Annotated in this window: 14 protein-coding genes; 5 read left to right on the plus strand and 9 right to left on the minus strand. The window is 46.7% G+C overall.

Annotated elements, in window-relative coordinates; all coding sequences use genetic code 11:
• Nucleotides 1-331: 331 nt before the first annotated feature.
• The 4 genes from W01_RS08485 to W01_RS08500 form a co-directional block, all read right to left on the minus strand.
• On the minus strand, nt 332-613 hold the full coding sequence (locus W01_RS08485; protein ID WP_173053805.1) for a hypothetical protein: 282 nt from the start codon (nt 611-613) through the stop codon (nt 332-334).
• A gap of 526 nt (nt 614-1,139) precedes the next feature.
• Nucleotides 1,140-2,600, minus strand: a complete 1,461-nt coding sequence (gene cysS, locus W01_RS08490; protein ID WP_173053807.1) for a cysteine--tRNA ligase — start codon at nt 2,598-2,600, stop codon at nt 1,140-1,142.
• Nucleotides 2,601-2,629: 29 nt separating this feature from the next.
• Nucleotides 2,630-3,076 (minus strand): universal stress protein, encoded by a 447-nt coding sequence (locus W01_RS08495; protein WP_173053809.1) that lies wholly within the window; start codon nt 3,074-3,076, stop codon nt 2,630-2,632.
• Nucleotides 3,077-3,089: 13 nt separating this feature from the next.
• Nucleotides 3,090-4,766 (minus strand): glutamine--tRNA ligase/YqeY domain fusion protein, encoded by a 1,677-nt coding sequence (locus W01_RS08500; protein WP_173053811.1) that lies wholly within the window; start codon nt 4,764-4,766, stop codon nt 3,090-3,092.
• A gap of 303 nt (nt 4,767-5,069) precedes the next feature.
• Here W01_RS08500 and W01_RS08505 point away from each other — a divergent pair, with 303 nt between their 5' ends.
• From W01_RS08505 to W01_RS08520, 4 genes are all read left to right on the plus strand, one after another.
• A complete protein-coding gene (locus W01_RS08505) occupies nt 5,070-6,077 on the plus strand; it encodes a tetratricopeptide repeat protein (RefSeq protein WP_173053813.1) in 1,008 nt (335 codons plus the stop codon).
• A 253-nt stretch (nt 6,078-6,330) separates the two neighbouring features.
• Nucleotides 6,331-6,858: a peptidylprolyl isomerase gene (locus W01_RS08510; protein WP_173055867.1), complete on the plus strand. Its 528-nt coding sequence runs from the start codon at nt 6,331-6,333 to the stop codon at nt 6,856-6,858.
• A 273-nt stretch (nt 6,859-7,131) separates the two neighbouring features.
• Nucleotides 7,132-7,626, plus strand: a complete 495-nt coding sequence (locus W01_RS08515) for a peptidylprolyl isomerase (RefSeq protein ID WP_173055869.1) — start codon at nt 7,132-7,134, stop codon at nt 7,624-7,626.
• Nucleotides 7,627-7,803: 177 nt separating this feature from the next.
• The gene (locus tag W01_RS08520) at nt 7,804-8,532 is read left to right on the plus strand and encodes a UDP-2,3-diacylglucosamine diphosphatase (RefSeq protein ID WP_173053815.1); all 729 of its coding nucleotides are present in this window, start codon (nt 7,804-7,806) and stop codon (nt 8,530-8,532) included.
• Here W01_RS08520 and W01_RS08525 read toward each other — a convergent pair.
• From W01_RS08525 to W01_RS08545, 5 genes are all read right to left on the minus strand, one after another.
• Nucleotides 8,522-9,172: a thermonuclease family protein gene (locus W01_RS08525; protein ID WP_242006919.1), complete on the minus strand. Its 651-nt coding sequence runs from the start codon at nt 9,170-9,172 to the stop codon at nt 8,522-8,524. The two genes, W01_RS08520 and W01_RS08525, sit on opposite strands and share 11 nt — an antisense overlap.
• On the minus strand, nt 9,169-9,672 hold the full coding sequence (locus tag W01_RS08530) for a phosphatidylglycerophosphatase A family protein (protein ID WP_173053819.1): 504 nt from the start codon (nt 9,670-9,672) through the stop codon (nt 9,169-9,171). Before W01_RS08530 ends, W01_RS08525 begins: the two co-directional genes overlap by 4 nt.
• A complete protein-coding gene (gene thiL, locus W01_RS08535) occupies nt 9,656-10,612 on the minus strand; it encodes a thiamine-phosphate kinase (RefSeq protein WP_173053821.1) in 957 nt (318 codons plus the stop codon). The genes W01_RS08530 and thiL overlap by 17 nt, the downstream gene beginning before the upstream one ends.
• A gap of 86 nt (nt 10,613-10,698) precedes the next feature.
• Nucleotides 10,699-11,937 (minus strand): alpha/beta hydrolase, encoded by a 1,239-nt coding sequence (locus W01_RS08540; protein ID WP_173053823.1) that lies wholly within the window; start codon nt 11,935-11,937, stop codon nt 10,699-10,701.
• Between the two features lie 398 nt (nt 11,938-12,335).
• Nucleotides 12,336-13,073: a hypothetical protein gene (locus tag W01_RS08545; RefSeq protein WP_173053825.1), complete on the minus strand. Its 738-nt coding sequence runs from the start codon at nt 13,071-13,073 to the stop codon at nt 12,336-12,338.
• A 446-nt stretch (nt 13,074-13,519) separates the two neighbouring features.
• On the opposite strand from W01_RS08545, the gene ilvA reads away from it, so the two are divergent.
• The gene (gene ilvA / locus W01_RS08550; RefSeq protein ID WP_173053826.1) at nt 13,520-15,028 is read left to right on the plus strand and encodes a threonine ammonia-lyase, biosynthetic; all 1,509 of its coding nucleotides are present in this window, start codon (nt 13,520-13,522) and stop codon (nt 15,026-15,028) included.
• Nucleotides 15,029-15,297: the final 269 nt, after the last annotated feature.

The raw sequence follows: 15,297 nt of genomic DNA on the forward strand, positions 1-15,297 counted from the left end.
GAGATCACTGATCTGTGCTCAACGAAAGAGAGAATGAATCTAATAGAATATGATGACAACACTGTATTTCTATTTATTCCATCGACTAAATCCAGCTGTAGTGGCCGAATAATTTCGGACAAACGATAGTTTTTTGCTATTTTGTTTAGCAGAGCTACGGTGAGTTGGATTCGAACACTGAACACAAGGCCTAGAGAAGCGGGGAGGGGATTTCTTACAGTCTCGATAGTTTATTAGGGCCTTCGTACTATCACTTTCATTAAGCCCTCCCTATGTGTTATGGGAGGGCACGACCTGAGGTGCAAACTTTCGGCATCAACTTTTGTTCAGCTTATGCACCGTCTACTTTTCTGTGCCCTGGATGAGTCATATCTTTAACTGGGGGAGTAGGTGCATTAGGAGAAGCGACTCCCTCATCGGACTCCATTTGAATAGGATGTTTAGGATGCATGACCCCCTGAGCGCCTCCAGGGCCCGTTTGCGCAACACCATGCGGATCATATGCTTGATAATAATTAACGCTCTTTCCCGCTTTGCCGTTATCAGCGTGCACTAACGTTGCTCCTAATGCAAAACAGGAAACAATAGCAAAATTAATAATAACTTTATTCATGATTAGCTCCTTAATAAAAAATTTATGAGGATAGTTGAGCAGGGGCGAAAGTCACCGCATTCCTACAATGCAAATAGTAGGATGGAAAATATAAAAAGTAAATAAGAAAATTCCTTAATTTTTGGCTAATGAAATTTTTAAACACAAATTTTTCATTAGAAACGAATGCCATTGATTTATTTAAAGTTCCAAATCGATCTTATGGGATTGTTATTTAATCTATAAGGGGTTTTATGCCTAAAGGATATTTTGATTAAACATTTTCTTTTAGTGGATACCGCAAAAACTCGACCGTATAAATTTCCATGAGTGTAAAGCCGAATGCCGCGAGCGCGGCATTTAAAATTTCATGCTCAATATTTAAAAACGCTACTTTTTTGTTTCACTCAAATTTAGACATTCAGCTCCAATTAAGGCAGCACTTTTGACATGGATAGCTATACACAAAATATTAAAAATACTGTGGACGTTTTTTGAAATTATGAAAGACACATCTATAAATCATTGTTCCTGTTCCAATTCCTGACTACGCTCGTCGCCAAGTAGTGCCGGACGCATAGTCTTCCAATATAATTCCCGCCTCTAATAACTCCTTACGGATGCGGTCGGATTCAGCAAAGTTTTTGGACTGTTTAGCGGCAGTTCGTTCGGCAATTAGAACTAGGACACTCTTAGTCATGCCCGATGGAGTAAAGTCAGCTATTCCTGTCACAGTTGCGCTGCTCGTTGCCTTGTTTGCTGTGGTAGCAAATTGAATGTTGCTACCACGATACCTTCCTTGCAGATAATCATCAGGACTCTGCTGTAACAAGCCAAGCACTTCACCTAACATCTTAAGTTTCTTTGCAGTTTCTACTGATCGGCTGCGATTCACCTCATTTGCCAGATCGAACAGGACTGCCATCGCTTCAGACGTGTTGAAATCATCGTCCATTGCCGTTTTAAAACGTTGTGAGTAGGGCTCGTCCCAGTCGATTGAACTCGTTTCGATAGGCACAGAAATTTTGCCCAATGCCGTGTACAGGCGGTTCAACGACTGTTTGGCATCGTCCAGATGCGCATCGGAATAATTCAGCTGACTACGATAGTGCGCGCGCAGGATAAAAAAGCGTACTACTTCCGCATCATATTTATTCAGCACCTCGCGGATAGTGAAGAAATTACCAAGGCTTTTCGACATCTTCTCATTGTCTACGCGCACGAAGCCATTGTGCATCCAGACATTTACATACTTGCACTGATGTGCGCCCTCACTTTGAGCAATCTCATTTTCGTGGTGCGGAAACTGCAAGTCGGCACCCCCACCGTGAATGTCGAAATGTTTACCCAGCGTTGCCAGGCTCATCGCCGAACATTCAATATGCCAACCAGGTCGCCCTTTCCCCCACGGAGAATCCAATTTTACTTCGTCAGGCTCGCTATCTTTGGCATGTTTCCACAGTACGAAATCAAGCGGATCAAGCTTGCCATCATTCACCTCCACGCGCTCGCCGGCACGCAAATCCGCCAATGCTTTGCCAGATAATTTGCCGTAATTAGCAAACTTACGCACCGCATAGTTCATGTCTCCATCAGTGGCTTGATAGGCTAACCCATTAGCTTCCAGCTTGGCGATCATGTCCAGCATTTGCGGTATATATTGAGTAGCTTTTGGTTCAAAATCCGGTGGCAGGATGCTCAGTGCACGTTCATCTTCATGCATCGCATCAATGAAACGCTGCGTGAGCACATAGATAGATTCATCATTCTCCACCGCACGCTTGATAATCTTATCGTCAATGTCGGTGATATTTCGCACATAGATTACGTCCAGCCCCCTCGCCTTAAGCCAGCGATATACCATGTCGAATACCACCATCACCCGCGCATGACCGAGATGGCAATAGTCATACACCGTCATACCGCATACATACATTCGAACCTTGCCGGGTTCGATGGGAATAAAGTCCTGCTTGTCGCGGGTAAGAGTATTGTAAATTTTCAGCATCAAAAACCTTTAAAGCAAACTTTTTTCAACTATCTTCGCACCAGCAGCACCGGCATGGATGCGGAACGGGTTACACCTTCTGCCACACTGCCCATCAATAAATGTGCAATACCCTTACGACCGTGCGTTCCCACTACCAGCAAATCGGCATTCCATTTCTGAGCCTCCTCTGCTATGGCACTACCGATGCCGCCACCATAGGTCTCAACCAGTTTCGTTTCGACCGTCATGCCTTGCTCTACAAGCTGTCTTCTATGCTTTTCCAGCAATTCCTTACCTGCATCAGCAACTGCTTTCAAACTATTCTGCATCAAGATCATATTCATACCGTCGGGGTCCCACATGATGGGCATTTCTTCACACACATGCAGCAGCAAAATTATAGAACTCATTTCTCGAGCCAGCTTGGTTGCTTCGTCTAACGCCTTACCGGAAGTTTCACTACCATCGACCGCCACTACCATACGCTTATACATTGATGCCTCCTGCTTAACCCTGGTCTTTTGCCCACGAATCTTTGAGGGTCACGGTACGATTGAACGTCAGTTTTCCACCGGGCTGGTGCTCATGTCGATCGGTGCAGAAATATCCGAGACGCTCAAACTGGTAATGTGTTTCAGGTGCCGCGTCACGCACGGCAGGTTCAACCCAGCCCTGAACCACGGTCAGCGACGCTGGATTAATGAATTCACAGAAATCACGCGTCTTGTCGCTGTCCGGTTCCGGCACAGTGAATAAGCGGTCATACAAACGAATCTCCGCGGGTAGTGCATGTTCAGCGGACAGCCAGTGGATCACGCCCTTCACCTTGCGCCCTGTCGGATTTTTGCCCAGCGTATCTTGGTCAATAGAGCAACGAAGTTCGATTACGTTACCGGCAATATCTTTTACGACTTCATCACAGCGCATCACATAACTATAGCGTAAACGCACTTCACCACCGGGTGTCAAACGCTGCCAGCCAGCGGGCGCGTTCTCGGTAAAGTCATCGATCTCAATCCAAATCTCTTTGCTGAACGGCACTATACGGCTCCCGAATTCCGGGTGTTCCGGATGAAAACCAGCTTCGCGTGATTGGCTCTCACCCGTCACAAAATTGCTGATAATCACCTTCAGCGGTTTAACCACCGCCATCACGCGCGCCGCACGCGCCTCTAAATCTTCACGGATGCAGGCCTCCAGCACAGCCATGTCAACCACGTTTTCGCTCTTGGAAATACCAATTCTGCGCGTAAACTCGCGGATGCCTTGCGGTGTGTATCCGCGTCTACGCATACCGATAATGGTCGGCATCCGTGGATCATCCCAGCCGGATACATGTTGCTCGGTGACAAGTTGTAACAGCTTGCGCTTGCTGGTTATGGTGTAGCGTAATTCCAAACGCGAGAATTCAATTTGTCGGGGATGCGATGGTACAGCCAACTGATCCAGCACCCAGTCATATAAGGGTCGGTGGTCTTCAAACTCCAGCGTACATAGCGAGTGAGTAATGCATTCCAGCGCATCGGAAATACAGTGAGTGTAGTCATACATCGGATAGATGCACCAAACATCACCCGTACGAATATGATGCGCGCGACGAATGCGGTAAATCGCCGGGTCGCGCAAGTTGATATTGCCAGAAGCCATATCGATCTTAGCGCGCAGTACTTTGGCACCATCAGCAAACTCACCTGCGCGCATGCGCTGAAACAGATCAAGGTTTTCCGCTACAGAGCGCTCGCGGTACGGACTGGGTTTGCCCGGATGAGTGAGCGTGCCGCGATACTCCCGCATTTCCTCTGCACTGAGATCATCCACGTAAGCCTTGCCCTGCTTGATCAGCTCGACCGCAAAGTCGTAAAGCTGTTCGAAGTAATCAGACGCCCATCGCACCTCCCCTTGCCATTGAAAGCCCAACCATTGAACATCCTCCTGAATAGCACGTGCATATTCCTCGCTTTCCTTTTCCGGATTAGTGTCGTCAAAGCGCAAATTGCAGTGGCCCGGATAGTCGAGTGCTAAACCAAAATTCAGGCAAATTGACTTGGCATGGCCAATATGAAGATATCCATTCGGCTCCGGCGGGAAGCGTGTGAAAATATTTGTATGTTTACCACTTGCCAGATCGGCCTCAATAATATTGCGGATGAAGTGGGGAATGGGTGCTTGTGTGTGGCTGCTCATTATTCGGCGGTTCTTTCAAGGCAAGAGCAATGATTTTACCCGAAAATCTCCTTACTCAAATAGATGAAGCATGGATGACCTTGCCAATTGATACGATAAGCTGTGAAAAAAATGAGCAGATTTGATAGAATCCAGTTTCCTTGGGTAACCCATTTATTCTGAATGCTTCATAAATTTCGCGTGATGATCACGCAAGATTGACTGATAGGAAAATTTTGGTAAAAACGTGGCGTAATTATTTATACGCCCAAGCGAACAAAATCTTACATATCAGTCATAATCATTGCGGGAAAGTACCACATAATGGACAATTTCAACCGTTTTGGCCTCCACGCAGTACTATTCGGAGGCGCACTGTTACTGTGCTTCAGCCTCACCTCAGGCGCGGATGAAATCCAGGATATCAATAAGTTGTTCAAGCAGAATCAACATGCGCAGGCACTGAAGCGGGTTGACACCTATCTCGCCAACAAGCCCAAGGATGCACAGGCACGCTTCCTGAAAGGTCTAATTCTCACCACACAGCGCAAAACCACTGACGCGATCAGCATATTCTCATCGCTGACTGAAGATTACCCGGAACTGCCGGAGCCATATAACAACCTCGCCGTGCTATACGCTGGACTAGGCCAATACGACAAAGCCAAGGTCGCACTGGAAACGGCAATCCACAACCACCCGAACTATGCCACCGCCCAAGAAAATTTGGGCGATATCTACGCTAAAATGGCAAGCCAGGCTTATGAGCGCGCGCTACAACTGGACCGAAACAATGCCACCACACAGACCAAGCTCGCTCTAATTAATGATCTATTCCCTAAAAATAAACCCAGTACCGCCACTGTTAATGCACCCAAGCAGCAAGCCGCGGCTCCCGAAACAACACCGGTACCATCCAAAATAGTCACAGCCGTACCCGAATCCGCTTCGTCCACCAAACCCGCACTTATTAAAAAGCCGGTTGTCAACAATAGCGCTGAAGTGCTAAAAACGTTACATGAATGGGCCGAAGTATGGTCGTCCCAAAATGTCAAAAAATATTTAGATTTCTATGCTACCGATTTCAAAACTCCGAATGGCGAAAACCGTGACCAGTGGGAAACCGAAAGCAATGCACGTATCAGCACGCCTAAATATATCGAGATCAATGTCAGCAATGAAAAAGTCAGCTTCCCGGATGAAAACCACGCCACCATTACTTTTCATCAATCCTATCGCTCCGACTACCTCAATACATCCTTCGACAAAATCATGCTTCTGGTAAAATCAAACAATAAATGGCTCATTCAAGAAGAGCGTGCCGCAAAATAATTTAACATGTTCTTCAGCCTAGCTACCGGCGTCTCCCAGTCTCTGACCATGACTCTTGCACCGATATCCCTATTTCAATCCATATCTCCTATTTACCGGAAATTTAAACCCTATGCCGCTATATATACGCATATAAGAAGTAGCATAATGAAACTTCAAACCTACCATTCTCCCTGCTGCTTAGTTGCATACGATGGTGCACCACAGCAGCTGGCACTCTTCTCAACCTTCAGCAATCAATGGAAAATCTAGCATGGTTAAACTACATACCAATTATGGAATAATCACTCTTGAACTGGATGCCGAAAAAGCGCCTGCCACTGTTAAAAATTTCCTCGAATATGTTAACAGCGGTTTTTACTACAAGACCTTATTTCATCGCGTGATCGATGGATTCGTAATCCAGGGTGGCGGCTATAACTACTCGTTGGGAACAGTCTCGATGAGCAGCATTGCAAAAATGGCACTAAAATCTACCAATTCGCCCATAAAAAATGAGGCTGCAAATGGCCTGAAAAACGACAAGTATACGATCGCCATGGCGCGCTCATCCGCCCCTCATTCCGCCACATCTCAATTCTTCATTAACTTAAAGGATAACAATTCCCTGAATTACACTGCAGCCGATAAGCAAGGCTATGGCTATTGCGTATTTGGCAAAGTAGTGGCGGGCACAGAAGTTGTGGATGCTATCAGCAAGGTGCAGACCGGCGATCGCTATGGACTCGAGAACGTCCCATTAGAAGATGTCGTGCTCAAAAAAGCAGAAGAAGTGCAATAATGAAAAATGTCGCCCCTGAGCCGGTCGGCCTTAAAAAATAAAAGCCTACAACATTAGGCTGTAAGTAAAATCATAGGCAACAATCATTAAACGGCATGAGCGTTACCTATAAGACGTTAAATGCGGCAACCGCTTTCAGATCATTTACGAGGAAATCAAATAATGAAACTTCAACAAATATTCACTACTCTGCTGCTCAGTTGCCTGCTATTGTGCACAGCACAAGCAGCCCCCATTTCTCAACAACACTCAGCACAAAAAGGAAAAATCAGCATGGTCAAACTGCACACCAACCACGGCAATATCACTATCGAATTGGATGCTGAAAAAGCACCTGTCACCGTCAAAAATTTCCTCGACTACGTGAACAGCGGATTTTATGATAACACGCTGTTCCATCGCGTAATCGATGGCTTCATGATTCAAGGCGGCGGCTTCGAGCCCGGCATGAAAGAAAAAGCCACCAAGGCAACCATTCGAAACGAGGCAGCGAATGGCTTGACGAACGATAAATATACCATCGCCATGGCTCGTACTTCCGATCCGCACTCTGCCACAGCGCAGTTTTTCATTAACTTAAAGGACAACATGTTTCTCGACTACACTGCATCCAGTAGCCAAGGTTATGGTTATTGCGTATTCGGGAAAGTGGTGTCAGGTACAGAAGTGCTGGATGCTATCCGCAAAGTCAAGACGGGTAATAAATCGGGGCACCAAGACGTGCCGCTGGAGGATGTGGTCCTCACCAAAGCGGAAGTAGTGCAATAACTTACAGAACGGTAGACTAAACAAGTCTGCCTAACTGGAAGTATCGAAGCAAAAATAGCTGGGCGGGAATAAATTTCGTCGCGTTTTAATTGAATAACCCAAAATGCGGCGAAACTTGGACCGACAAACGCTTTCATAGTAAATTTATTTTAAGTCCTTTAAGACTCCATCCATTCCGTGGCCTACAGTTTAATTATTTCTGACCTGCACCTGTGCGCGGAACAACCGCACAGCATGCAGATATTTTTGCATTTCATTCAAAAGATTGCGCCTGGAGCCGAGGTACTCTTCATACTGGGTGATTTATTCGAATACTGGGCCGGCGACGATGACATCGACGACCCATTTAATCGCCAGATTACCCATGCTTTGCACACACTTTCCGTTAGCGGCACTGCCATCAGCATGATGCATGGCAACCGCGATCTGCTAATGGGTCAGAAACTCGCACAAGCGAGCGGCGCCACGCTGCTAACTGACCCTACACTGCTCGACCTATATGGCACGCCAACCTTGCTCACCCATGGCGACCTCCTGTGCACTGACGATATTGCTTATCAAGATTTCCGTAAACAAGTCCATGAACCCATATGGCAGCAAAACTTTCTTGACCAGCCGCTGGCGCAGCGCAAAGCCGCCATTGCGCAACTGCGTGCACGGAGCGAGAATGCAAAAAAACACAAGAATGAAAATATCATGGACGTCAATCTGGATGCAGTTGCAAGCATGCTACGTCAGTATCATTATCCGCGCATGATCCATGGGCACACTCATCGGCTAAAGCGCCACCTGCATACGGTAGATGGCCATAATTGCGAGCGCTGGGTGCTAGGAGACTGGCACAATACAGGGAATGCCTTGCGCTGCGATGTAGTAGGGTGCAGTTGGGAAACGATTACTCTGTAGCACCGCACCAATTTTCGCACGGCACGCCATCATTATCTCTGTCCAAGGATTTAACATTACATTGGGATAGATGAAAATTTGCTTCGTCGCAAGAGTTCATTTGTGAACACTTTCGCTTACTACCACATGTAGCATTCTGCGCAACATATTGTTGCTGAGACGTTATATTATCCTTTCGCCATTTATTCGGCGGTATCGGATCAGTCTGCGCCCATAACCCGCGCTTAGTTTTTTTAGCACCGTTTTGCAAACCCAGTAATACTTCGCTCTTGTTAAAACGAGAATACACCCACGCCATTCCGCGTTGCACTTGTTCGTAGCTAACGTTCAATTCATCTACTTTGATTAGTGCTACCAACCGGCCATAATCATCTATTGCTTGGCTATCCACACGCACCTGTTTATTTAGTACCAACTCGACCAGCGATTGCATGGAATTTTCACCGAACGCCTGCGCTTTTTCCGGCGCATCGATCTCAGCCAGCCTCACTTTAATCGGCATATTGTCGCGCAATATAAGCACAGTATCGCCATCCAGCACGACGATAACCTTGGCTGAAAATTCTTCAGCGTAAGCTGCATTGAGTGTACCGAGTAGAAATAGAACAGCTACCCATCCAATTTCAAGGATGCTCTTCACAACAGCGCGCTTTTCACCAGCGCCAAGCTCAGCAGCGTGTAGCCTGCCGCAAGAATATCGTCGAACATGACGCCAAGACCTCCGTGCCATGTCCGGTCAAAGTGACGAATGGGCGGTGGCTTGACTATGTCGAAAAACCGAAACAGTAAAAACGCCAGCAATTGCCAAAAAAAACCTTCGGGTGTAAAAATCAGCACTAGCAAAAAAGCTACAATCTCGTCCCACACCATTCCTCCGTGGTCTGGCACACCCAGCGCCTTCCCGGTCTTCTCACACATCCACACACCCACAGCGAAGGCCAAGATTAACACTAGAATAAATTGCGCATCAGTGAGGCGTTCTACAAGGTACCAATAAATCGGGAAAGCAACCAATGTGCCCGCTGTACCCGGGGATCCGGGAAACAGGCCACTGCCGAAACCAAAGGAAAGGAAATGTGCGGGGTGGCTAAAGATAAAGCGCCACGAGGGTTGCACGCGAAAATCAGCGGAAGTGGTCATAGCCTGATTCCTCAATATTGATAATACTGCCATCCGCAGCACGCACTGTGCACTTCTTTTCCGCCGTGATAGTGCCAATGCGTGTCAACAGCAAACCGAGATTGGCGGCAATTTTCTCAATTTCAAAACGATACGCAACGGCTACTGTAAAGCAAAGCTCATAATCATCACCCCCGGCCAGCAAACAATGCTTGCCCAATGGTTGCTCAAGATAAAGTTGCAATGAGGAGGAAATTGGCAGAGCGTCGAATGCAATTTCGGCACCAACATTAGAGCAGTTCAGTATGTGGCCGAGATCTGCCAGCAACCCATCCGAAATATCTATTGCACTGTGCGCCACACCGCGGAGTGCCAGCCCAAGTGCCACACGCGGCATGGGTTGGTGCAATGCCGAAGCACAGACCGCAAAATCCTTCGCAGCCAATTGCATACGCCCTTGCATATGCGCCAAAGCCAGCGCAGCATCACCCAATACGCCGGACACCCAAACATCGTCACCCACCTGCGCACCCGAACGACGCAACGCCGCACCGTGCGGCACTTCACCCATGATAGTGATGCACAGATTAAGCGGCCCACGAGTTGTATCGCCGCCAATCAGCTCTACGTGATGTTCATCTGCCAACGCAAATAACCCCGCGCTGAATTTTTCCAACCACGCCTCATCTACCTCGGGCAGTGACAAAGCCAAAGTCGCCCAACGCGGCTGCGCCGCCATCGCCGCCATGTCAGACAGGTTTACTGCCAGGGCCTTGTAACCAAGAAAAAAAGGCTCGGTATCCGGAAAGAAATGTGTCCCACTCACGAGCATGTCGGTTGACACTGCCAACTCCATACCACTCCTTACGTGTAGAAGCGCGGCATCATCGCCCACGCCCAACACCGCGCCGGGCGTGGCACGGGTGAAGAAACGACGGATCAACTTGAATTCTGAAACCATGAGCTAATTTTAGCGCAAACCTGTTGGCACCCCTGGCACCTACTAAGGGATACACAAATATAGAGACTGTCTGCCATATGCAATGATCATGGCAAATTATCAATAAACTTTTTCATGGAAATTTTAAGCGTTGCAAAATTCGGGTTAACCATTAAACGGCGTAGCGTACCGGCCTTAAGGTTTTCCTCAGTTAACTCGCCCTGCAAATCTTGTTCAGGGGTTTTGTTACAAGCATCATATTTTTTAATATCATCTGGGTAATAGTGTATGCAACTTGAATACTCTCCCATCATTCCATAGTACGCATCATCTAGAGGCAAGGTCATCGACGTGTGTGCAGAACTTAATATTTTTTGTTCAGGAAAAACGCTATTAACCAACTCCAATTTCCCTACTGGAATATTGGGCGGAACTTTCTTGGTATCGATAGTATAAAGTACTAATTTATTTGATGTATGAGGCGCATGAACCATAAAATCTAAAGTGGCCGAAGTATAAACAGTCGTATCATCCTGACTTGCAGCGGTAAATACGGGAATATTAACCGCATGCTCATGCAATTGAGCTTGTACTTCCTGTATCAACGCGTATATCTGGGCAGCGGCATTATTAGGGAACGATTCATATTTGTAGATAGCCTTGTCGGGCATAATACTGATCCACTTTGCTGATGGTATCAACCAACTATAAATCTTATGAACAGTGGCCAAGGAAGCCTTTGGCGTAATTTTCAACGCAGGAGAAAAAAGGAACAATCCGCGTATCCTGTTATCTCCCAAGGCTTGGTAAACACTTAACGTGCCGCCAGTAGAAAACCCAGCCAGATAAATTTCATCAACTTCAGCAGCGAGCTTATCGGTACCATAGGCTTCCGCCTTTGCCCACTCCTGCCACGTTACATCAAGCAAATCCCCAGGCTGCGTGCCATGTCCGGGCAAAAGTATTGCCATGACACGGAAGCAATTTTCCTGAAAAAAGGATGCCAGTGAGTGCATGGAATAAGGTGCGTCGGTCAATCCATGGGTAAGCAGAACGCCGCGTCGATAGGGTTTCCCACTTCCTTTTGGGCAATTCTCCGCTGGCTTTAATTCAAAAGGAGCATTGCCATTGACTACTTTGTCCAATTCGGCCACATTACTTTCCGAGCGTACTTTGGTAATCATTGCACGGCTATCTGCCACGTAATCCGAAAACTTCAACTGACCACTATTGAACTGAGTATTTAAACCAGAGGGCTGATGTCTCGCTTCCAGTGGCGGAGTCACTCCACATGCCTGCAATAACAGTAACAATCCCACTAAAAACATACTACTAAATTGATTCATTAGTGCACCTCATTGTGGTCTCATAGTTCCGCATAAATATTACCATGCTACAAACTTAATCTCTGATTTTACCAATTACAGCTTGGTAAATATCATCTTTATTATCAGTCAGTTATCATGGAATCGTGTAATACAACTGTTGGGTTTTTAGTACCTTAAAGCAAACATCATAAACCGCTTTGACGTGTAGGTTGTAAGGTGTTCCCGCAACGGTGGCCATATAGAGCACCGCACGAACTCTAGTTGTCACCCTTAATCATGCAACACACCATGTGTACCGGCTGATACCGGTCTTACCACGTGCTTTAAATCACCAGACACCCATCCAGTCATTGCAAATAAAGTTATCTATTGATGGGCCGAATCTATAGAAGGTGGGGTGTTAAAAATGGATAAGATCAAAATGGCAAGAACAATGCTGTGGATAAAGTCTGCACCACACGTGTAATGCCGCGCTGTAATTTTTCCGATAATGTAATTGCGAACAAATCCAGGCTACCGATAATTTTCCCGAACTCACGTTCAAAACTAAGATTACGCTCATGGTCATTCAATTCATTGGTTAATAACTTAAGTTGTCCTTTGTCATCGCGTGCATTGGAGAGCTGCCACACGACGATTTCGACATTACGCGCGGCATTAAATATATTTTGTGGCTCAATGGTATCGGTAAAATAGAACTCAGTTTTTCCGCCATGCGCTTTGATCAACATCGTTTGTAGGCCTACAATCAACGACATTACCCGGTCACCTTCATAGTCAGGCCGAAACGCCTGTTGAATAGCATAGGAACCCTGCACTTCGCCAATTTCTTTGAACCGCCAGCCATGCTGGTTTTCGAATATTGATTTCACCGCATCTTCTGCAGTAGCGGTGGTGTTCTTTCTGAGTTCGCGCGGATTACGCTTGTATAATTTTGTCATTAACATACTCAGAATTTGGGTATTTTCACGCATCTCTACATCAGCCAAACGATCAATATCTGATTTACCCAGCTGACTAAGCAAATTACGATCACTCTGTTGTGGAATATGCTTGCTGTTTTTATCAGGTATTGTGGTGGTGCAAGCAGCCAGAAATAAGGCTACGGTAATAAGGACAAGCAAAGGGCAACTATTTTGCAATTTTAGAATCATGCGGTTCTACTATTATCATTTTGTAAGATTGTTCGAGAGCCCAACTGCGTTAGCATAGTAGCCTCTTAAACAACCACGTAGAAAGAGTATAAATGAATAAACACGTGCACACCTGCGAGTAACAATATCGGATTGCTGGAAGTCGCATTGACGGCCCATGCAGCCGCATAACACAACACGTTTTACGCAAACAATGACTCTTGATTTATGCGGGAAGATCGCATGGCGCTTTGATTGGATCTTTTGCTCGGCATCAATTCAGCTCAAAGCATTGTGGATGCTGACTGGATACGCACGCAAAATCTTACGAGCAATAGGATGAAAACAAGGACTACCTAAATGACGACCAAAATTGGTGGAGGAATTACGGAAACCCTTTCGAACTGCACACAATTCCTGCTAGTCTTGCATCATAATCTGCTCATAAATTATTTCGTGAATCAGCCATGCAAAGTTACTTGAACCGCATCCTCACCGCTCGCGTTTATGACGTAGCTGTTGAAAGCCCATTGGATGTTGCACCCAATTTGTCCGTTCGCATCGGCAACAATGTTTTGCTAAAGCGTGAAGACATGCAGCCGGTATTTTCTTTCAAGCTGCGCGGTGCCTATAATAAAATGTCGAAGTTGACGTCGGCACAGCTTAAGCGCGGTGTCATTGCTGCCTCTGCTGGTAACCACGCGCAAGGCGTGGCGCTATCGGCACAAAAGCTGGGCTGCAAGGCCATCATCGTCATGCCCGTAACGACACCGCAGATTAAAGTGGAGGCAGTTGCCAGCCGCGGTGCAAAAACAATATTGCATGGCGATTCTTATTCTGATGCCTATCTGCATGCATTGGAGCTGGAGCAAAAACTCAAACTTACCTTCGTCCACCCTTATGACGATGCTGACGTAATCGCCGGACAGGGAACGATTGGCATGGAAATACTGCGGCAGTATAGCCAGCCCATCCATGCAATCTTCGCGCCCATCGGTGGTGGCGGGCTAATTTCAGGCGTTGCCGCTTATGTCAAAGCGGTGCGCCCAGAGATCAAAATTATTGGCGTGCAACCCGTAGAGTCCGATGCCATGAGCCGCTCGATTAAGGCAGGTCGGCGCGTCAAGCTCGAGCATGTTGGCTTGTTCGCAGATGGCGTGGCAGTGAAACAGGTCGGGCAAGAAACTTTCCGTTTATGCCGCGAATTGGTGGACGAAATTATACTGGTAGACACCGACGCCATCTGTGCAGCGATCAAGGATGTGTTCGAAGATACCCGCACCAATCTTGAGCCTGCCGGAGCGCTGGCTATTGCAGGTGCAAAATTGTATGCGGAGCGCGATAAACTAAAGGGCAAAACGCTGGTGGCAATTGCTAGTGGTGCCAACATGAATTTCGATCGCTTACGTTTCATCGCGGAGCGAGCAGAGCTCGGCGAAAAACGCGAAGCTATTCTGGCAGTGAGCATCCCGGAAACGCCCGGCAGCTTTCGCAAATTTTGTTCTTTGCTGGGTCACCGTAACATCACTGAATTCAACTACCGTTATGCAAACTCCAAGGAAGCGCATGTATTCGTCGGAGTGCAGGTAAAAGATCAGTCTGAAACGACCAAGCTTGTTACCACGCTGAGGAAACATAAACTATCCACGCTGAATTTCACTGACAACGAGATGGCCAAGCTGCATGTACGTCATCTGGTAGGGGGACACGCGCCTGGTTTGCAGGATGAAATCCTGTTTCGCTTTGAATTTCCGGAACGTCCTGGCGCATTGATGACTTTCCTCAATAGCATGAACCATAGCTGGAATATCAGCTTGTTCCACTATCGCAATCATGGTGCGGATTACGGCCGCGTGCTGATCGGCATGCAAGTACCAAATCATGACAAGAAACCACTGCGAATTTTCCTGGATAATCTGGGTTATCGCTATTGGGATGAAAGCGATAATCCGGCATACAAACTATTCTTGAGCTGACGGTTAAACTGCAATAATGCGAGCAAATTTGAATTTGTCCTTATCCATAATAACCCGCCGCTATCTTCCAAAAGTTCACGCTGAAACGATTCAGTATCGTGGATACCATTCACGGTAGCGCTATACTTCGGCTTTGTGATTGATATGGAGAAAAATAATTTTTGTCATTCTGGATAGCGTTCCAAAAACTCAACCGAATTCCTTGACGGATTATTCGAGTCAGCGTGTGACCATGTTGCCACGTTCACCGAAAAAATTTGAACAACTAC

Origin of the sequence: Candidatus Nitrotoga sp. AM1P, assembly GCF_013168275.1 — a bacterium.
Taxonomy (GTDB): Bacteria; Pseudomonadota; Gammaproteobacteria; order Burkholderiales; family Gallionellaceae; genus Nitrotoga.